General features: G+C 65.8%; 18 protein-coding genes. 13 read left to right on the top strand and 5 right to left on the bottom strand.

Annotated features, from left to right (window positions below):
* Positions 1 to 39: 39 nt before the first annotated feature.
* The 3 genes from LVJ59_RS04575 to LVJ59_RS04565 are packed head-to-tail and all read left to right on the top strand — an operon-like array spanning position 40 to position 3,595.
* On the top strand, positions 40 to 975 hold the full coding sequence (locus LVJ59_RS04575; RefSeq protein ID WP_232762159.1) for an ABC transporter permease: 936 nt from the start codon (positions 40 to 42) through the stop codon (positions 973 to 975).
* Entirely contained in the window at positions 972 to 1,706 is a 735-nt protein-coding gene (locus tag LVJ59_RS04570; protein WP_134353438.1) for an ABC transporter ATP-binding protein, read from the top strand. Before LVJ59_RS04575 ends, LVJ59_RS04570 begins: the two co-directional genes overlap by 4 nt.
* Positions 1,703 to 3,595: a DUF6541 family protein gene (locus LVJ59_RS04565; protein ID WP_232762158.1), complete on the top strand. Its 1,893-nt coding sequence runs from the start codon at positions 1,703 to 1,705 to the stop codon at positions 3,593 to 3,595. Before LVJ59_RS04570 ends, LVJ59_RS04565 begins: the two co-directional genes overlap by 4 nt.
* Positions 3,596 to 3,653: 58 nt before the next feature.
* Here LVJ59_RS04565 and LVJ59_RS04560 read toward each other — a convergent pair whose 3' ends face one another.
* Entirely contained in the window at positions 3,654 to 4,019 is a 366-nt protein-coding gene (locus LVJ59_RS04560) for a DUF2304 domain-containing protein (protein WP_232762157.1), read from the bottom strand.
* A gap of 3 nt (positions 4,020 to 4,022) precedes the next feature.
* The gene (locus tag LVJ59_RS04555; RefSeq protein WP_134353443.1) at positions 4,023 to 4,721 is read right to left on the bottom strand and encodes a glycosyltransferase family 2 protein; all 699 of its coding nucleotides are present in this window, start codon (positions 4,719 to 4,721) and stop codon (positions 4,023 to 4,025) included.
* Between the two features lie 58 nt (positions 4,722 to 4,779).
* On the opposite strand from LVJ59_RS04555, the gene LVJ59_RS04550 reads away from it, so the two are divergent.
* From LVJ59_RS04550 to LVJ59_RS04535, 4 genes are read left to right on the top strand one after another with little or no spacing between them, the layout of a single operon-like run.
* A complete protein-coding gene (locus tag LVJ59_RS04550) occupies positions 4,780 to 5,952 on the top strand; it encodes a glycosyltransferase (RefSeq protein WP_232763149.1) in 1,173 nt (390 codons plus the stop codon).
* Between the two features lie 55 nt (positions 5,953 to 6,007).
* On the top strand, positions 6,008 to 6,619 hold the full coding sequence (locus LVJ59_RS04545; RefSeq protein WP_232762156.1) for an acyltransferase: 612 nt from the start codon (positions 6,008 to 6,010) through the stop codon (positions 6,617 to 6,619).
* Positions 6,616 to 7,713 (top strand): DegT/DnrJ/EryC1/StrS aminotransferase family protein, encoded by a 1,098-nt coding sequence (locus LVJ59_RS04540; RefSeq protein ID WP_232762155.1) that lies wholly within the window; start codon positions 6,616 to 6,618, stop codon positions 7,711 to 7,713. The genes LVJ59_RS04545 and LVJ59_RS04540 overlap by 4 nt, the downstream gene beginning before the upstream one ends.
* A complete protein-coding gene (locus LVJ59_RS04535; protein ID WP_232763148.1) occupies positions 7,710 to 8,696 on the top strand; it encodes a Gfo/Idh/MocA family protein in 987 nt (328 codons plus the stop codon). Before LVJ59_RS04540 ends, LVJ59_RS04535 begins: the two co-directional genes overlap by 4 nt.
* A 36-nt stretch (positions 8,697 to 8,732) precedes the next feature.
* Here LVJ59_RS04535 and LVJ59_RS04530 read toward each other — a convergent pair whose 3' ends face one another.
* Together LVJ59_RS04530 and LVJ59_RS04525 are read right to left on the bottom strand one after the other, a co-directional pair.
* Positions 8,733 to 9,968 carry a glycosyltransferase gene (locus LVJ59_RS04530; RefSeq protein WP_134353447.1) on the bottom strand — a complete coding sequence of 412 codons (1,236 nt, stop codon included), beginning with the start codon at positions 9,966 to 9,968 and terminating at the stop codon, positions 8,733 to 8,735.
* Between the two features lie 50 nt (positions 9,969 to 10,018).
* Entirely contained in the window at positions 10,019 to 11,794 is a 1,776-nt protein-coding gene (locus LVJ59_RS04525) for an ABC transporter ATP-binding protein (RefSeq protein ID WP_232762154.1), read from the bottom strand.
* Between the two features lie 161 nt (positions 11,795 to 11,955).
* On the opposite strand from LVJ59_RS04525, the gene LVJ59_RS04520 reads away from it, so the two are divergent.
* From LVJ59_RS04520 to LVJ59_RS04495, 6 genes are all read left to right on the top strand, one after another.
* Positions 11,956 to 13,260, top strand: a complete 1,305-nt coding sequence (locus tag LVJ59_RS04520; RefSeq protein WP_232762153.1) for a glycosyltransferase — start codon at positions 11,956 to 11,958, stop codon at positions 13,258 to 13,260.
* A gap of 52 nt (positions 13,261 to 13,312) precedes the next feature.
* Entirely contained in the window at positions 13,313 to 14,392 is a 1,080-nt protein-coding gene (wecB, locus tag LVJ59_RS04515) for a non-hydrolyzing UDP-N-acetylglucosamine 2-epimerase (RefSeq protein WP_308191496.1), read from the top strand.
* Between the two features lie 135 nt (positions 14,393 to 14,527).
* Positions 14,528 to 15,823, top strand: coding sequence for a nucleotide sugar dehydrogenase (locus LVJ59_RS04510; RefSeq protein ID WP_232762152.1), 1,296 nt, complete (start codon positions 14,528 to 14,530; stop codon positions 15,821 to 15,823).
* Between the two features lie 62 nt (positions 15,824 to 15,885).
* Positions 15,886 to 17,022, top strand: a complete 1,137-nt coding sequence (gene glf / locus LVJ59_RS04505) for a UDP-galactopyranose mutase (RefSeq protein ID WP_131491965.1) — start codon at positions 15,886 to 15,888, stop codon at positions 17,020 to 17,022.
* 10 nt (positions 17,023 to 17,032) lie between these two features.
* Positions 17,033 to 17,824: an ABC transporter permease gene (locus LVJ59_RS04500; RefSeq protein ID WP_134353452.1), complete on the top strand. Its 792-nt coding sequence runs from the start codon at positions 17,033 to 17,035 to the stop codon at positions 17,822 to 17,824.
* A complete protein-coding gene (locus tag LVJ59_RS04495; protein ID WP_131491967.1) occupies positions 17,824 to 18,558 on the top strand; it encodes an ABC transporter ATP-binding protein in 735 nt (244 codons plus the stop codon). The genes LVJ59_RS04500 and LVJ59_RS04495 overlap by 1 nt, the downstream gene beginning before the upstream one ends.
* 7 nt (positions 18,559 to 18,565) lie before the next feature.
* Here LVJ59_RS04495 and LVJ59_RS04490 read toward each other — a convergent pair whose 3' ends face one another.
* Positions 18,566 to 19,153 (bottom strand): hypothetical protein, encoded by a 588-nt coding sequence (locus LVJ59_RS04490; protein WP_232762151.1) that lies wholly within the window; start codon positions 19,151 to 19,153, stop codon positions 18,566 to 18,568.
* Between the last annotated feature and the right edge of the window lie 2 nt (positions 19,154 to 19,155).

Here is a 19,155-nt window from a genome sequence, read left to right as displayed (position 1 = left end):
CGTCGCGGCAGTGGCCGCCGTGCGCCGATTGAGTGGACTGTGACTGAAACCCGAGATCTCTTCGCTGCCATCCCGCGCACCGAGTTCGATACCCCCGGCAAGAGCCATGGGCTGATCGACGTGGTGCGATGGCGCTATTTGTTGCGCCTGCTCGTCCACACCGGGGTGACGACCAGATATCGGAACTCCGTACTGGGCTGGGTGTGGTCTTACGTGCGCCCCGCCGCCCAGTTCTTGGTCTTCTGGGTCGTCCTCGGCATCTTCATGAACCTAGATCGCGTACCCAACTACGCGATCTATCTCTTCTCGGGCATCGTCGTCATCAACCTGTTCTCCGAGGGGTACAAGAACGCCACGGGCTCGATCGTCGGAAACGCGGCGCTCGTGCGAAAAGTGTTCCTGCCGCGACAGCTGTTCGCCGTCTCGGCGGTGCTGGTGTCGTTCGTGCACTTCTTGCCGCAGGTGGGGCTCCTGCTCGTCGTGTGCATGCTGATGGGGTGGCTCGGACATGTCACGGTGCTGGGCATCCTCGGCGCGCTGGCCGGAATGTTGATCGTGATGATTTTCGCACTCGGTCTCGGGCTCCTCTTCGGAGCGGTGAACGTGCGCTTCCGGGATGCGGAGAACATCGTCGAGTTGATGCTGCTCCTCGCAACGTGGGCATCGCCCGTGCTCTACGCATGGACCATGGTGTACGAGGCCGTCGTCGACAAGCTCGGCTGGCCTTCGTGGCTCGTCGAGGTGTACATGCTGAATCCGATCACGCAGGGTGTGGAACTTTTCCACTACGCCTTCTGGCGTCCCACCAGCCAGGAGCTGGTCGACGTCGCCGGGTATGCCGGCGACCCGCTCCCACCGATGCCGCCGGACCTCGCCATGAACACGCTGTGGACCGCTCTCATCGCCGTCGGCACGCTGCTGATCGGGCAGCTCGTTTTCCGGCGCCTGGAAGGAAAGTTCGCACAGGACCTATGAGCGACACTGCATTGCGTCCGAGCATCATCATCGATGGTGTCCGCAAGACGTTCACCCTGAACCATGCGTTCTCGCTGAAGGACACCGTGGTGTCGTGGATCCGGCGTCGAAAGCTGACCTCGACATTCGAAGCGCTCAAGAGCGTCGATCTCGTGATCGAAGAGGGGGAGTCGGTCGCCATCCTCGGCATGAACGGCTCCGGCAAGTCCACTCTGCTGAAGCTGATCTCGGGGGTCATGGAGCCGGATGCGGGAGAGGTGCTGACGCGGGGACGCGTGGCGGGGCTCATCGAAGTGGGTGCGGGGTTCCATCCGGAACTCTCCGGTCGAGAGAACGTGTTCCTCAATGCGGCGATCCTCGGGATGAAGAAGCACCAGATCGAGGAGCGCTACGACGAGATCGTCGCATTCAGCGAGATCGAGGAGTTCATCGACCAAGAGGTCAAGCACTACTCGTCGGGCATGTTCCTCCGACTCGCGTTCGCGGTGGCGATCCACGTCGAACTGGACGTGCTCCTGATGGATGAGATTCTCTCGGTCGGGGACGTGCCGTTCCGAGAGAAATGTCGCGTGAAGTTCGAGGAGCTCCTCGCTGCGGGCAAGACGCTCGTCGTTGTCAGTCACGACATGGAGATGGTCCGTGATCTGTGCACGAGGGGCGTGGTCATCAACAAGGGCAGAGTCGTCTACGACGGCGAACTCGAGGGTGCGATCGCGCTGGTGGAAGGGTGAGCGCTGACTGGCTCGGGCAGATCCCGGCGTTCCTCATCGCATGCGTGCTCCTTGTCGGGCCTGGTCTTCCCGCAGCTCTGCTGCTGCGTTTGCGGGGGGTAGTGCTCCTCGCTGGTGCGATCGTCGTATCGTTGGCCAGTATCGGCGCGGGGAGTCTGCTCGCGCCGTTGGTGGGGCTTCGCTGGTCTTTCGTCCCGGTCGTGATCGTCGCCGCAGTGATCACTGCGATCGCGGCCGGGCTGTGGTTCGTCCGGCGGTCTGCCGAGGGCATTCGCGGAGGCGATGGCCCGGGCGTATGGATCGGAATCGGCACCGCCGCGCTTGGCTGGATCGCGATCCTGGTCGTCGGCATCTCGAGTGTTGAGCACCCGACTCAGCTCTACGACGGCCTGTTCCACCTCAACGCCGTCGAGTTCATCCTGAGTAACGGCGATGCGTCGCCGTTTCACATGACGATGGTGCTCCCGGGTGCCACGAGCACGTTCTACCCGACGCTCTGGCACGCTTTGGTCGCGTTGATCGTCCCGTTCACTTCAGCGGTCGTCCCCGCGACCAACATCATGACGATCGCTGTGATCGCCGTCATCTGGCCGGTGGCGCTCGCGACGGTGACCAGCGTCCTGTTCCCTCGCCACCGTGCAGCGGCTGCCTGGGCCCCGCTCGTCGGATTCGGGTTCAGTGTTTTCCCGCTCGGCTTTCTGAACTGGGGCGTGCTCTATCCGAATCTGATCGGAACCCTGCAGATTCCGCTCATCCTCGCTTTCGTGATCCTGGCCTGCCGTCACGGGCTGCCATGGGCGCAGCGCGTCGGACTGGCGCTGACGGCAATCGCGGCGATGGGCGCGACTGCCCTCGGCCACCCCTCGGCACTGCTCGGTGCGGTCGCGCTGCTGGTGCCGTTCGCTGCGTGGCGCGCCTGGCAGATGGCGAGAGCGGGAGGGATGCGCACCAGGGTGATCGTCGTGATCGTGGGTGCCGGCTGCGCTGTGGCGCTTCTCACCGTCTGGCGGTTCGCCAACGTGACCACCCACGAGTGGCTTCCGAACTCGACCCTCGCTGCCGCGCTCGGCGAGGTCGCCTTCCTGAGCCCGGTCGGGCGGGCAACCGGTCTTCTCGTGGGGCCGCTCGCGTTCATCGGCATCTGGACCGTCGTCAAGAGTCGACGATGGTGGATCCTCGCAAGTCACGCAATCGCGATCTTCCTTTTCCTCGCCGCGACCTGGCTGCCTGTGCTCTCGCTGCGGAGCGCGATCGTCGGCGTCTGGTATGACGACGCCACCCGCGTCGCAGCGCTCCTCGGTGTGATGGGCTTGCCGCTGGCCGCACTAGGGGCGACCGTCAGCTGGGACTGGATCCGCACACAGAAACAACAAGGCCGCACCGTCCGTGCCATCGCGGTCCTCGTCGTCGGCATCCTGCTGGCTGCGACCCACCTGAGCGCCGTCGTCAGCGACGTGCGGTACATGCGGAACGTCAGCTTCCGCTTCGACGCGCAGTCGCAGGGCCTGTCTTCTGAAGAGGCCGAGCTGTTCTCCCTGGCGGCCACGAAACTCGGACCTGACAGCCTCGTGATCGGTGACCCCCTGACGGGCGCTGCACTGCTCTACGCCTACACCGGACGCGACGTCGTCTTCCCCCATGTCACGGGCAAGTACGGGGCTGACGCGGAATTCCTGGCGCGGTCTCTGAACACGGGGACCGCGGAGGTCTGCCAATCGATTGACGCTCTCGGCGTGACTCACGTTCTGGATTTCGGTGAGAGAGAACTCTTCGAGAACCACTTCACGACGTATCGCGGCCTGCACGAGCTTGCAGGTTCGCCGATTCTCACCGAGGTCGCCAGCGTAGGGGAGAGCGCATCGCTTTACGAGGTCACGGGGTGCCGGTGAGTTCTCAGCTTCACCGCGGGGAATGAGGCCGGGACGCCACCAGCACGCGGGGGGAGCGTCAGGCGCGGTCGCTGTCGGACGGTAGTCGACGAGCTTCTTTCTCCGCCGCTTCGAGCAATGCGATCTTGCGCGACAACAGGGTCAACTGGCGCTGGAGCTGGGTGTTGCGGCGGTATTGCGTGTACACGAAGGCGAGGAACATCACGATGAGTCCGTACAGCACCAGGTCGGTACCGCGGCCCACGCCGACCAGCTGAGCGAGCCACGAAAGCCATTGGGGAAAGAGCACCGAGAGCACGGCGACGACGACGAACAGCCCCATCAGGATGCGACGGATCGCCAAGTGGCTGTCGGCACCGGTTCGACGCATCATGAACACGGCGAGCACGATGATCGCCGAGATGAGAAGGATCTGAATCCACATGGGTCACCTCACCACTAGATCGACGAGGATGTTGACCGAGTTGAGCACGCTCTGTCCCTTGGCCTTCGAATAGTCGGTGTACAGAAGCTCCACGGGATACTCACGCCAGGGCAGTCCGGTGCGTCCGAGCTCGAGCACGATCTCGGTAGCATGCGCCATGCGATCCTGCTTCAGGTCGATACCCTCGGCGGCGTCACGGCGGATCACCCGTAGTCCGTTGTGCGCATCGGTGAGCTTCAGACTGGTCGTCAGGTTCGTCACCCAGACGGCAGTCTTCAACACGATCTTCTTGACCCACCCGGGGTTCGTCCGGTCATCGAGAAACCGTGAACCGAAGACGATCGCGAGATCCTCGGCACGAGCCAGGTCCAGCATCCCGAGGGCATCCTCGATCCGGTGCTGTCCGTCGGCGTCGAACGTGACGATGTAATCGCATTCCGGATGCGTGAGAGCGAAGGAGATCCCGGTCTGCAGCGCGGCGCCCTGACCCAGGTTCACCGGGTGCTGGACGAGCATCGCGCCCGCCTCCGCGGCGACGCGGGCTGAGCCGTCCGTGGACCCGTCGTCGACGCAGACGACGTGGGTGAACTCCTCGCGTAGTTGAGTGATCACACCGCCGATGACGCTGGCTTCGTTGTACAACGGGATCACGATCCAGGCACGCCGCTGGGGCGTTCGAGGAGGGGGGACGCTCGCGGACATGATTCCATTGTGTCAGGTGTCTCCTCTGGACACCGCGAATCCCGACCCGTTGGACGTGATGACGAACCGAAATCGAGTGATCGTCGCGACGCGGCTGTACACCCCCGAGGTGACAGCGGCCAGTTTCCGTATGGAGGCCCTGGTGCGCGCCCTGGAGACGAACGCGGACGTGACCGTGCTCACCACCCGACCGCCGCTGGGCGTCGTCCCGGAAGGCGAGATGGGTTCGGCGAGGATCAAGCGCATGCCTGTGTTGCGCGATCGTTCTGGGGCCATCCGTGGCTACGTGCAGTACCTCTCGTTCGACGTCCCGTTGTTCTTCCGCCTGTTGGCGAACCGCGCCGACGTCATCGTTGCGGAGGCTCCGCCGACGACGGGACTGGTCGCTGCCGTCGCTGGCATGCTCACCCGGCGACCCGTCGTGTACTACCCGGGCGATGTGTGGTCGGACGCCGTGGCGTCCACGGATGCGCCGGGGCTGGTGGTGCGGCTGATGACCGCGGTCGAGCGGTTCGTGCTCCGGCGCTCGGCGCGATCCATCGCTGTGTCGGCGGAGGTCGCTGAGCGCCTGACCGCTGTGGGCGCAGAATCGGAGCGCGTCGTCGAAGTCGGCAACGGCATCGACACGAGCGTGTTCCACCCGGACGTTCCTCCGGCTCGAGCCGACCGCCCTTACTTCGTGTACACCGGCACGATGTCGGAGTGGCAGCAACCGGACGTGTTCGTTCGCGCGCTGGCCGAGCTCTCCGACCTCGACGTCGACATCCGGTTTTTCGGGCAGGGATCGGTGGAGACGGAATTGAGGGCACAGGCAGACGCCCTAGTGCCCGGACGAGTGCATTTCGGCGGCCTGGTGCCGCCGGATCTCTCCGCGTCCTGGATCAGGGGAGCAGTGGGTGCCCTCGTGAGCATCGTTCCCGGGATCGGTTACGATTTTGCACGTCCGACGAAGACCTATGCGGCGGCGGCAGTGGGGACCCCGGTGCTCTTCGCCGGCGCACCTACCGGCGCTGAGGTCGTGCGATCGGCGTCACTCGGCGAGACGAGCGATTTCACGGTGACGGCCGTCGCACAGGCGATGCGACGGCTCGTCGCGCAGGCACAGGACGGGACCACGGAGCGCGAACGTCGACGTCGAGCGCAGTGGGCCGTCTCCACGGTTTCCTGGCAGACGGTCGGCGGCAAGGCTGCGGACGTCGTTCGGGCGGTGCTTCAGGGAAAGCCTGGATGACGTCGGTAGAATCGCATGCGGTGCCGCCCTGTCCTGGCATCGTGCAAGGAGAGCAGTGACCGATTCATCCCGCGTGCGGATCGTGGATTCCGCCGATGTGTCCCCCGATGCGATCATCGGCGACGGCTCCTCGATCTGGCACCTCGCGCAGGTGCGCGAGCAGGCGCAGCTCGGTCAGAACTGTATCGTCGGACGCGGCTCGTACATCGGCAGCGGCGTCGTCATGGGCGACAACTGCAAGGTTCAGAACTACGCGTTGGTGTATGAGCCGGCGCGCCTGGGGGATGGCGTCTTCATCGGGCCGGCGGTGGTTCTCACCAATGACACCTACCCGCGTGCCATCAACCCCGACGGCTCGATCAAGAGCGCGCACGATTGGGCGCCGGTCGGAGTGACGATCGAGAAGGGCGCCGCAATCGGCGCCAGGGCGACGTGCGTCGCTCCGGTGACCATCGGCGCGTGGGCGACCGTCGCAGCGGGCGCGGTCGTCGTGAAGGACGTGCCCGCCTACGCACTCGTCGCCGGCGTCCCGGCCAAGCGCATCGGCTGGGTCGGTGAGTCGGGGGTGCCCTTGGCAGCCGACGGCGACACCGGTGGCTGGATCTGCCCGCGGAGCGGCGACCGCTACACAGAGAACGATGGAATCCTGATCAAGGAGGCAGTGTGAGCGAGTTCATCCCCCCGGCGAAGCCGATCATCGGTGACGACGAGCGCGAGGCCGTCGACCGGGTGCTGCGCAGCGGCATGGTCGCGCAGGGCCCGGAGGTTGCAGCGTTCGAGGCCGAGTTCTCGGAGCATTTCGTGCCGGGTCGCCCGTCCGTCGCTGTCAACAGCGGCACCGCAGGCCTGCACCTGGGTCTGCTCGCCGCGGGCGTGGGACCGGGCGACGAAGTGATCGTTCCGTCATTCACGTTCGCGGCGACCGGGAACTCCGTCGCGCTGACCGGTGGGACGCCGGTGTTCGCCGACATCGAGCCCGAGACCTTCACACTGGACCCCGAGGCGGTCGCCGCAGCGATCACCCCGAAGACCAAGGGCATCCTTCCGGTGCACCTTTACGGCCACCCGGCCCGCATGCGCGAACTGGAAGCGCTGGCCGCCGAACGCGGCGTGGCGCTCTATGAAGATGCCGCGCAGGCGCATGGCGCGTCCTTGGACGGTCGCCCGGTCGGCAGCTTCGGACAATTCGCGATGTTCAGCCTCTACCCGACCAAGAACATGACCAGCGGCGAGGGCGGCATGGTCACAGCGGCGAACGAGGAAGTGGCCCGCATGCTCAAGCTTCTGCGCAACCAGGGCATGGAGCGTCAGTACGAGAACGAGATCATCGGCTTCAACGCCCGGATGACCGACATCCACGCCGCCATCGGCCGCGTGCAGCTCACGAAGGTCGACGCCTGGACGACCCAGCGCAGGGCCAACGCCGCCTTCCTGGATAGGAATCTGCGGGGCGTCGTGACGCCTCCGGTCGCCGAAGGCGCCGTGCACGTCTATCACCAGTACACGGTCCGCGTCCCCGAAGACCGCGACGGATTCGTCGCCGCCCTGAAAGCGGAGTACAACGTGGGGTCGGGTGTCTACTATCCGATTCCGAACCACCGCCTGCCCTCGCTCGCGCCGTATGCCCCGGGGGTGCATCTTCCAGAGACCGAGCGAGCGGCCGGTGAGGTCGTATCACTGCCTGTACATCCATCGCTGTCGCAGAATGACCTCGACCGCATCGTGACCGCGGTGAACGCCCTCGCCGGAGCAGGCGCCTGATGGCGTTGAGGGCGGGCCTGCTCGGCGTCGGCATGATGGGGCGCCATCATGCGCGAGTGCTCCGCGAGGTGGACGGAATCGACCTGGTCGCGATCGCCGACCCGGGCGGCGACCCGCACGGCGTTGCGGGCGATCTGAGCATCTTGCCGGACATCGACGCGCTCATCAGCGAGGGAATCGACCTCGCCGTGGTCGCGGTGCCCACCCGCTTCCATGAGGAGGCGGCGCTCAAGCTGGCAGCCGCAGGCGTGCACACTCTCGTCGAGAAGCCGATCGCGCACAGCATCGAAGCGGGGCAGCGCATGGTCGACGCCTTCGCGGAAGCCGGTCTGATTGGCGCGGTCGGTCACATCGAGCGCTTCAATCCGGCCGTCCAGGAACTGCGCCGCCGGATCGAGGCGGGTGAGCTCGGTGCGGTGTATCAGGTGGTCACGCGTCGGCAAGGACCCTTCCCCGCCCGCATCGCCGATGTGGGTGTCGCCAAAGATCTGGCCTCCCACGACGTGGATCTCACCGCCTGGGTCGTGCAGTCCGACTACGAACGTGTCTTCGCTCAGACTGCCTTCAAGAGCGGCCGGGAGCACGAGGACATGATCACGATCACCGGGCGTACGGCGTCCGGCGTCATCGTGAACAACATCGTGAACTGGTTGTCTCCGATGAAAGAGCGGCTCACGGTCGTCACGGGCGAGAAGGGGGCGTTCGTCGCCGACACGTCGACAGGCGATCTCACGTTCTACGCAAACGGAACCATTCCGCTGGAGTGGGAATCGGTATCGACCTTCCGGGGCGTGTCCGAGGGCGACGTCACCCGGTATGCGTTCGCAAAGCGCGAGCCGCTTCGAGTCGAGCACGAGGCGTTCCGCGACGCGGTGCTCGGCGAGCGAAACGACGTCGTCACGATGGCGCAGGGGTTGCGCACGCTCGTCGTCGTGGAGGCAGCGCTGGACTCTGCACGCACCGGGGGCTCGATCTCGCTCTGAGCTCCCGGGATTTGGGGCGGCTCATCGAGCGGAGCCTCAGACGGCGTATTCCTCGAGAGCATCGAGGAATAGCCGGCTCTGGGCATCGCGTGTGAACTGCTCCGCATTCGCGAGCGCCGGGGCCTCCACGCGGCCTGTGCGCGTCTTCTGCTCGGCCATCGCGTGCAGGGCGTTCGCGATCTCCGAGGGATCGTTGCTCACGGTACCGAGGCCGTTCTCTCGGATCAGGTCGCCCGCCGCGCTCGCCTCGAGACCGGTCATGATGATCGGTCGTGCGGCGCCGATGTATTCGAAGACCTTGCCGCTCAGAACTCCCTTCTCGCCGGGGTCGTTCCAGAGCAGCAGCAGCAGGGCGTCGGAGTCGGCTTGGATCTCCAGCGACTCGGCGTGGCTCACCTTTCCGTGCTGGCGGGCCACTGCTTCGAGCCCGAGCGAGTCGATGGCTGCAGCCACCTCAGATGAGTGCGGACCATAGAAATCGACGGAGATTCGGGTACCGGGGTGCTGCCGGAGGAGCTCGGCCACACCGCCCAGGAATGGCAGGGGATCGCGGCGTTTCGGGATCACCCAGCCGCAGTACGCGATGCGCAGCTCGGACGAGGACGGACGGTAATCGAGGTGCACGAAGTCTTGCGGGTCATACCCGTTCGTCACGACGATGGTGCGGACGCCGTACGCCGCCTCGAGTTCCTCGGCGAGTGGCCCGCTGACTGTCGTGAGCATCGCTGCATCCGACACATGACGACGTTCGACGGCGGCGTCCAGCCTGCGGCGCAGCGCGCCGTAAGGATAGTAGGCACCGTTCGAGAGCAGATCGCGGTAGTCGACCACGAGCTTCGCCCCGAACCGCTTCGCTAGCTTCGATCCGAGCATGAGGGCGCTGAACGGGCCGACGCTCGTCACGACGACATCAGGGCGCCAGTCCCAAGTGGTGGCATGGCGTCCGGCCGCCTTCGCCCAACGTCCGTAGATGTCGGGCCAGATGAACCTCATCGCGATCGCGTAGGCGATCGCGGCGGGACGGTGCCACCACCGGGGGCGTTGCGGCTTGAGGCCTTGCACGCCCGACACGGCCTTCATCATGGGGTCCGCGACTCGATGGACCGCGAGTCCAGGGTGCTCGGGGATCGCGAGGCCCTCATCGGCGCCGTCGCGGGTGAGAACGCGCACCTCGTGTCCTGCGGAGGCCCAATAGGAGGCGAGCTTCGAGATGCGCACTGCGGCGATCTTGTTCTCCGGCGGGAAGAACGGGCAGATGAGCAGGATTCGCATATTCCGGGTCTCTCCTGGGGAGGGGTAGCGGGCGGTGTATGTGTTCGGCGCTAGGACACGAGTCCGGCCAGCGCAGCCTGGAATCGGAAGTCGGGCACTTGGTCGACGACCTCGTCGAAGGTACCGAATCCCTTGATCTGCCCCTGGTCGAGGTAGCAGACCTGGTCGTACTGGCGGATCGTTGCGAGGCGGTGCGCGACGGTGATGAACGTGACCTGACCGCGTAGTTCGTTCATCGACTCGACCACGCGGTTCTCGGTGGCCGTGTCGAGCGAGCTCGTGGCCTCGTCCATCACCATCACGAGCGGATCCGTGTAGAGAGCGCGAGCGATTCCCAAGCGCTGCTGTTGTCCGCCGGACAGGGAGGATCCGCGTTCGCCAAGATGCTCCCCGAGCCCGCCCGGACGCTGTGCGAGCTCACTGATGTGTGCGCGGCGCAGCGCCTGGAGGACGCGATCCGAGTCGTAATCCGTCTCCCAGGTGAGCGCAACATTCTGTGCCACCGAGCCGTCGAACAGGGCCACCCGTTGCGGCACATATCCGACGTGGGTGCGCCACTGATGCAGCACGCTGTCGACCGGGTGCCCATCAATCTCGAGGGACCCCTCGGTCGGAACGCTGAGTCCGAGGATGATGTCGATCAGAGTGGACTTGCCGGCACCGGAAGGCCCTACGATCGCCAGGCTCGACCCGAACGGAACGCGCAGATCGACGTCCTTCAAGACCGGCTCGCGGTTGCCCGCGTAGCGGAAGGAGATGTTCCGCAGTCGCAGTTCGCGAGGGTGCTCAGGAAGTTCTTCCGTATCGCGCGGCTCGGTCTGTACGCTCGTGCTCGTCTCGGAGAGTTGCCGAATAACGTCCTTGGCATAAGCCTCGTTTGAGGATGCGGACGTCAGACTGGCCTGCACGGCGTTCATCGAGGGGATCATCCGGAATCCGGAGGCCGCGAACAGCGATACCGCGACGGCTGCGGCGGCAGCACCGCCGGTCAGGAACGCCGATGCGCCGATAAGGATGAAGCCTCCGATCAGTGCGGCCTCGAAGGCGTAGCGCGGGACGACCGTCATGAATGCCAGGTTCGCGCGCGCCCTGGTTGCAACTCCGCGGTTCTTCGAGATGACTCGTCCGGCTTCGTCGAGCTTGCCGCGCAGAGTGACTTCTTTCAGGGCCTCGACCATCTCCGTCATCACCGTCGCGACGCGGTAGGAGTAGTCGCGGTTGCGCTGACCCTCGGACTTCGACCGGCGGGACAGCGCGAGGGAGATGATCCCGAACACGAGCGACAGATAGAGGAAGGCGATCAGCGCGGTGAGCGGCTGAGCGATGACGAGGATCAGCAGCGCGGCGATGAAGGTGAAGAGGTTTCCCGGGATCTGGGAGAGCGCGAGCAGGAAGCCGCGGTTCGCGCTGCCGACCGAGGCGTCGACGATGCGTGTGAGCTCGGCCGTGCTGGTACGCGACCGATCCTCCCAACTGGAGTGGGTGTATTCCGCGAACAGTCGATCGCCGAGATCGAGTTCGTACGCGGCGAAGCGACGCGTGGCACGCCAGTGGAGGAGCGCTGCGAGCACACCTTTGAGGATGAAAAGCACGGCGATGATGAGCACGACCCAGAACGTGGCTGATTCGGGGAGCGGTCCGATGAGCGGAACATCGATTGCATTGCCCGTGACCAGGGCGTTGACGGTGAGGACGATCAGGGCGAGTGCGGCGGTGTCCAGGATCGAGAGCATGCCGGTCGCGATCGAATACCAGAGGTAGAACGGGCGGGCACCGCGCGGAAGCACTCTGAGCAGGTCGAGCAGTGTTCGCCAGATGCTTCTCATCGGGATGGTTCTCCTTGCGATCGCGCGGGGCCACGCGTGTGCGGGAAACCCCCATGGATCCTACCTGCTGGGGGCTGAGCCGATCTGAATGCGCGTGCAGGAGAGGGGAGGTCGAGCACGCGTGTGCGAGGATGGACCGCAGCCGATCCGACGGGAGCCCGATGAGTCACCCCGCAGCCTCGACGCAGACTTCCGGGACCTGCCTGATCTTCGTCACGAACTGTTACCCCTTCGTTCCTGGAGAAGAGTTCATCGAATCGGAGATCGGGCACCTGGCCTCGACTTTCGATCGAGTGCTCCTCATACCCGTCGTGCGAACCGTCGATCAGACGCGACGCCGTGAGGTGCCCGACAACGTCGAGGTGATCCTTCCCGAAGCGCTCTCGACGACGAAGGCCAGCGCCGGGAAGGTGGTGCGCTACACGCTGCGGCATCCGCTCCGAGCAGCGGCCTCGTTCGGCCGTGCGCTGCGGTCCTTCCCCCATCCGTGGCGGATGCTCTCCGATCTCCGTCTCGACCTTCTCGCCTGCATCGTCGCGGACCAGGTGCAGACGACGGTGCAGGAGCATCTCGCGCCCGGAACGCGCACGCTGCTGTACAGCTATTGGATGATGGTGCCCGCGCGTGTGGCGACGCGACTGAGCGCGCGGCTGGGTCGACACACCGTGCCGGTAGTCAGCCGGGCGCACGGCTACGATGTGTTCTCCGAGCGCAGCGCCATCGACTACCTGCCGCAGCGCGAACTGCTCTTCTCGCAGATCTCAGAGGTCTTCACGGCCTCTCGAAACGGTGCCGACTATCTCCGGGCGAAATATCCGTCCTTCGCGCACCGCATCGAGACCGGTCGCCTCGGTGTCGGGCCCGCGACGGCCGCGGGGAACGTCTCGCAGCAGTCCTTCAAGGTCTACACGTGCGCGTACCTCGTGCCGGTCAAGCGCATCCCGCTACTCATCGACGGACTGGCTACCGCGCAGCGCCGCGGTCTCAAGGTGAACTGGTCCCACATCGGTTCCGGACCCGCGGACTATGCCGCGGAGATCCAGCGACGGGCCGCGGATCAGCTGGACTCCGGATCGTTCGAATTCCTCGGGGATCTTTCCAACGACGAGGTCCGTGCGCGGTACGCCACTTCTCCGGGAGGCGTCTTCGTCAACGTCTCGGAGTCCGAAGGCGTCCCGGTATCGATCATGGAGGCGCTCGCGCAGGGGTTCCCGGTGATTGCGACGGATGTCGGCGGTAACAGCGAGCTGATCGACACCGAGGGCGGAATGTTCGACGGCCTGCTCAAGGGGACGCCGACCGCTGATGAGATCGCGGACCGGCTCGAGGCACTGTTCACCACCGAGACGGGGGAGTACCGGAGGTTCGTGGACGCGAGCATGGCGCAATGGCGGCGCAACTGGTCGAGTGACGTGAACTACGCCGCCTTCAGCGATCACCTGCTCCAGGCCGCAGAGCCGATCTGAGCACGCACGGTCTCGCTCGGCGCCAGTCCGCGAGATCCCTAGGATGGATGTCGTGAAGATCATGAGTGTCGTGGGCGCGCGCCCGCAGTTCGTCAAGCTCGCCCCAATCGCCCATGCCATGCAGGCCGCGGGACACGAGCATGTCATCGTGCACACCGGCCAGCACTACGACCCCATGCTGTCGGATGTGTTCTTCCGCGACCTCGGCATCCCCGAACCCGATGCCCACCTGGGGGTCGGGTCAGGTTCGCACGGCGTCCAGACGGGAGCGATGCTCGCGCACATGGACGAGGTGCTCGCCCGTTTCGAGCCCGACTGCGTGCTCGTCTATGGCGACACCAACTCCACCCTCGCTGCGGCGGTGAGCGCCGTGAAGCTGCATTACCCGGTTGCGCATCTCGAGGCGGGACTGCGGTCGTTCAACCGTGCCATGCCCGAGGAGCACAACCGGGTGCTGACCGATCATGCCGCTGATCTCTGCCTCGCCCCGACAGAGGTCGCCATGGGGCACCTCGCTGATGAAGGGCTCGTCGGCAGGTCTGTGCTGGTCGGCGACGTGATGACGGACGTGCTCTACGAAGTACGGGATGCAGTCACCGGTGACGGGGCGACGGCCGCGGAGGAGATCGGACCGCGTGGCGAGTACTACGTGGCGACCATCCACCGCGCCGAGAACACCGACAGCCCCGAACGGCTGCGGGAGGTGGTCGAGGCACTGGCCGCCGCGGACCGGCCCGTCGTCCTGCTGGCGCATCCGCGTGTGCGGGCCAAGGCCGCCGAACACGGCATTCCTCTCGATGTCGGTGCGCTGCGGACGCGTGATCCGCTCGCGTACCCCCAGTTGATCGCCGCCGTCCTCGACAGTGCCGGTGTGGTGACCGATTCGGGAGGTCTTCAGAAGGAGGCGTTCCTCCTCCGGGTGCCGTGCACAACGGTCCGACGCGAGACCGAATGGGTGGAGACGGTTCAGCTGGGATGGAACGTGCTGGCGAACAGTGCCGCGGAGATCACCGCCGCACTGACTCGGCCTTCCCCCGCGCCGACGGATGCAGCACCGTACGGCGACGGACATGCGGCCACACGTGCGGTCGATGCGATCGTGGCCGCGTTCGGACACGGCTCGAAGCGCTGAGAGCCGCAGGGGCCAGCTCGCGAGCGCCTTCGGTCACGACTGCGGGACCTGCATCTACCGGTCGTGCCCGTCGCAGCGGAGTTCTTCGCGCCCTCGAGCATCCGTCGGGGAGCGCCACCCCCGTAGAATGAAACCATGCGTATCGCCGTCGTGGCCCTCGGAAAGATCGGGCTCCCTCTCGCCGTCCAGTTCGCCTCCTCCGGCCACGACGTGATCGGCGTCGACGTGAACCAGAAGGCCGTCGACACGATCAACGCCGCGCAGGAGCCTTTCCCGGGTGAAGCTGAACTCCAGGAACGGCTCGCCGAGCTGGTCCCGTCCGGGCGGCTGCGGGCCACCACCGACTACGGCGACGCGATCCCCGGTGCGGACGCCGTCGTTCTCGTCGCGCCGGTCTTCGTCGACGACGAAACCTGGGAGCCGGACTTCCGGTACATGGACTCGGCGACGGCCTCTCTCGCCGAGCACCTGACTCCGGGCACCCTCATCTCCTATGAGACGACCTTGCCTGTCGGTACGACGCGAGGGCGTTTCACGCCGATGCTCGAAGCTGGTTCCGGACTCACCGAGGGGAAGGATTTCCACGTCGCGTACTCGCCCGAGCGTGTGCTCACCGGTCGGGTGTTCGCCGACCTTCGTAAGTATCCCAAGCTCATCGGCGCACTCTCCGACGAGGGTAACCGCCGCGCACGCGAGTTCTACGAGGCGGTGCTCCAGTTCGACGAGCGCCCCGATCTTCCGCGTCCGAACGGCGTCTGGGACCTCGGCACGACCGAGGCCTCCGAGATGGCGAAGCTCGCCGAGACGACCTACCGCGACGTGAACATCGGCCTCGCCAATCAGTTCGGCCTCTTCGCCGCCTCGCACGGCATCGATGTGTACAAAGTCATCGAAGCCTGCAACTCGCAGCCGTACAGTCACATCCACCGTCCCGGTATCGCCGTCGGTGGGCACTGCATCCCCGTCTACCCGCGTCTCTACCTGTCGACCGACCCCGATGCCGACATCGTCCGTGTGGCGCGTCAGTTGAACGCTTCGATGCCGGAGCGTCTCGTCGCGCAGGCAGAAGGCATCCTGGGCGACCTGAGCGGGCAGCGCGCGGTCGTGCTCGGCGCGGCCTATCGCGGCGGAGTGAAGGAGACCGCGTTCTCCGGTGTGTTCCCGACGGTAAAGGCCCTCGAGGATCGCGGCGCCGAGGTCGTCGTGCATGACCCGCTGTACACCGACGAGGAGTTGCGAGGCCTCGGCTTCGAGCCGTACGCGATCGGCGGAGAAGTCGACCTCGCGATCCTGCAGACGGACCACGCCGACTACCGTGAACTCGGGCCTGAGCAGCTTCCCGGTGTGAAGCTTCTCGTCGACGGACGCGCGGCGACGGATGCCGCGCGCTGGGCCGGCACGCCGCGCATCGTCGTCGGCACCGCGGCATAGGGCGCGGCTCGGCAGGCTCTTCTGGCTCAAGCTCCCAGCCAGACGCCGATACGATGGACGACATGGATCTTCTTGTCGTCGGGTCGGGTTTCTTCGGCCTCACCATCGCCGAGCGTGCCGCCGAAGCCGGCCGCAAGGTGACAGTCATCGACCGCCGCCACCACATCGGAGGAAACGCCTACAGCGAGGCGGAGCCCGAGACGGGCATCGAGGTCCACCGCTACGGAGCGCATCTGTTCCACACCTCGAACGCGACGGTGTGGGAGTACGTCAACCGCTTCACGAGCTTCACGAACTACGTGCACCGCGTCTACACGACGCACAAGGGCACGGTCTTCCCCATGCCGGTCAACCTCGGCACCATCAACCAGTTCTTCCAGTCGGCGTACACACCCGACCAGGCCCGCGCGCTCGTGAAGGAGCAGGCGGGGGAGTTCGACGTCAAGACGGCTTCGAACTTCGAGGAGAAGGGCATCGCCCTCGTGGGACGCCCGTTGTTCGAGGCGTTCTTCCGCGACTACACCGCGAAGCAGTGGCAGACCGACCCGCAGAAGCTCTCGGGCGACATCATCAGCCGCCTTCCGGTGCGCTACACGTACGACAACCGCTACTTCAACGACACGTGGGAGGGGCTTCCGACTGACGGCTACACCGCGTGGCTGGAGCGCATGGCCGATCATCCCAACATCGAGGTGAAGCTGAACGTCGACTACTTCGACGACGCCCAGCCGCTCAGCAAGAAGGCGACCGTCGGACAGGTACCCGTCGTCTACACCGGCCCGGTCGACCGCTACTTCGACTACGCGGAGGGGGCGCTCAGCTGGCGCACGCTCGATTTCGAGCAGGAGGTGCTGAACGTCGGCGACTTCCAGGGCACCAGCGTCATGAACTACCCCGACATGGACGTGCCGTACACGCGCATCCACGAGTTCAAGCACTTCCACCCGGAGCGCAAGGACGTGTACGACTCGGACAAGACGGTCATCATGCGGGAGTTCTCGCGGTTCGCCGAGCGCGAGGACGAGCCGTATTACCCGGTCAACACCCCGAGCGACCGTGAGGGGCTTCTGGCCTATCGCGAGCTTGCAAAGGGGGAGGACGGCGTGCACTTCGGCGGGCGCCTCGGCACGTACCAGTACCTCGACATGCACATGGCCATCGGCTCGGCGCTGTCGCTGTGGAACAACACTCTCTCCTAGACTCGACATCGTGAGTCACGCTGCTGTCGGGGCGCCCGGGACGCCCCGGCGTTATCTGCATTCGCTGTGGTTGCTCTCGGCTCGCGACCTGAAAGTCCGCTACGCCACGAGCTCCCTCGGGTACCTCTGGTCGATCCTCGACCCCCTGGTGATGAGCGCGATCTACTGGTTCGTGTTCACGGAGATCTTCCGACGCAGCGTGGGGGAAGATCCGTACATCGTCTTCCTCATCGTCGCGCTGCTGCCGTGGGTGTGGTTCAACACCTCGGTGTCCGACTTCACCCGCGCGTTCAAGAAGGACGCCCGGCTCGTCCGTTCGACGGCGATCCCGCGCTCGATCTGGGTCAACCGCATCGTGCTGAGCAAGGGCATCGAGTTCCTCTTCTCGATGCCGGTCCTGGTGCTCTTCGCCGTGTTCAGCGGTGCGCACGTGAACTGGCTGCTGCTGTGGTTCCCGGTGGCGGTCCTCCTGCAGACGATGCTTCTGGTCGGGCTTGGGCTCCTGGTCGCGCCGCTCTGCGCGCTCTACACCGATCTGGAGCGGACGACGGCGCTCATCCTGCGGGCGCTCTTCTACGCCTCGCCGGTGATCTACAGTTTCCGGGATCTCCCGGCGCCGTTCGACGTGATCGGTGCCTTCAACCCGCTCGCCGGGATCTTCACCCTCTACCGCGTGGGCTTCTTCGCCGACCTCTGGGATCCGATGCCGATCCTGATCAGCGCGGTGATGTGCGTGGGTATCCTCGCGCTCGGGATGTGGACGTTCGGACGGCTGGAGCGACCCGTGCTGAAGGAGCTGTGATGGCTGCGGCGATCGAAGTCACGAACCTCGGTGTGCACTTCCGACGGAACCGGCGCGGGCGCCGGAGTTTCAAGGATCTTTTCGCCGGAGCCTCCCGCAGGTCTCGCCCGGGGGAGTTCTGGGCGCTGCGCAACGTCTCCTTCACCGTGCAACCCGGTGAGTCGATCGGCGTCGTCGGACGCAACGGTCAGGGCAAGTCCACGCTGCTTCGCCTGGTCGCGAAGGTGCTGCTCCCCGATGAGGGGACGGTCAGCGTCAACGGCGGCGTGGCTCCTTTGATCGAGATCACCGGAGGCTTCGTGGGCGACCTCACCGTGCGCGAGAACGTCCGGCTCACGGCGGGCCTGCACGGGATGTCCCGTGACGAGGTGTCGCGTCGTTACGACGACATCATCGCGTTCGCCGAGTTGGCGGGGTTCGAGGAGACGCCCTACAAGCACCTCTCCAACGGCATGAAGGTCCGTCTGGCCTTCTCCGTGGTATCCCAGCTCGACGAGCCCATCCTGCTCGTGGACGAGGTGCTCGCGGTCGGCGACAAGGCGTTCCGGGACAAGTGCTACAAGCGCATCGACGAGCTTCTCGCCGACGGACGCACCCTCTTCTTCGTGAGCCACAACGAACGTGATCTTCGTCGGTTCTGCACGCGGGGCCTCTACCTCGACAAGGGCGAGCTCGCTCTCGATGCGCCGATCGGAGAGGTTCTGGACCGCTACAACGCCGACTACGCGGCGTGACGGTCGCTCAGAGCCCGGCCATGCTCCGCAGCTGCTGCACCGAGGACCGGGCAGCCTCGACGGCTGCGGCGACGCCTGAGCCCTCGGTGATCGCGCTGCGCAGCTGGGTGAGGCGGCTGGCGTAGGTCGACACACCTTCGCGCCATTGCTGCTCGATCGAGGACGGAGGGAGCGCGTCCGACAGCCGTTGCGCGTCCTGCTGCAGCGTGTCGAGGACCGGCAGTGCGTCCTGGCCGCTCGCGCCGGCGATGATGTCGAGCCCTCGGGGCGCGTCCCCCAACCATCCGCTGACCCGCTCGCGGAAGACCTCCACAGAGGGATCGACCACCGGCGGCGCCGTGACCTGGGGCGTCTGCCCCGGCTCGGGCGCGGGCGAGGAACTCGGCGTCTGGCTCGGGTTCGCGGAGGCAGAGGGCGACGGCGAAGGGGAATCCGTCGGTGACGGCGCATCTCCACGGGGGAGCAGGAAGAACAGCAGCGCACCGACGATGGCGAGTCCAGCGACGACGAGCCCGACGATCAGCCAGACCCTGCCGGCCGTCTTCGGCGGCGGGGGCAACGGAGCCCAGCGGAGCTCCGGCTGCGGTTCGTCCATCG

The sequence above is a fragment of the Microbacterium sp. KKR3/1 genome (genome assembly GCF_021272365.1).
GTDB lineage: Bacteria > Actinomycetota > Actinomycetes > Actinomycetales > Microbacteriaceae > Microbacterium > Microbacterium aurugineum.
This window is presented reverse-complemented; position numbering and strand designations above follow the sequence as displayed.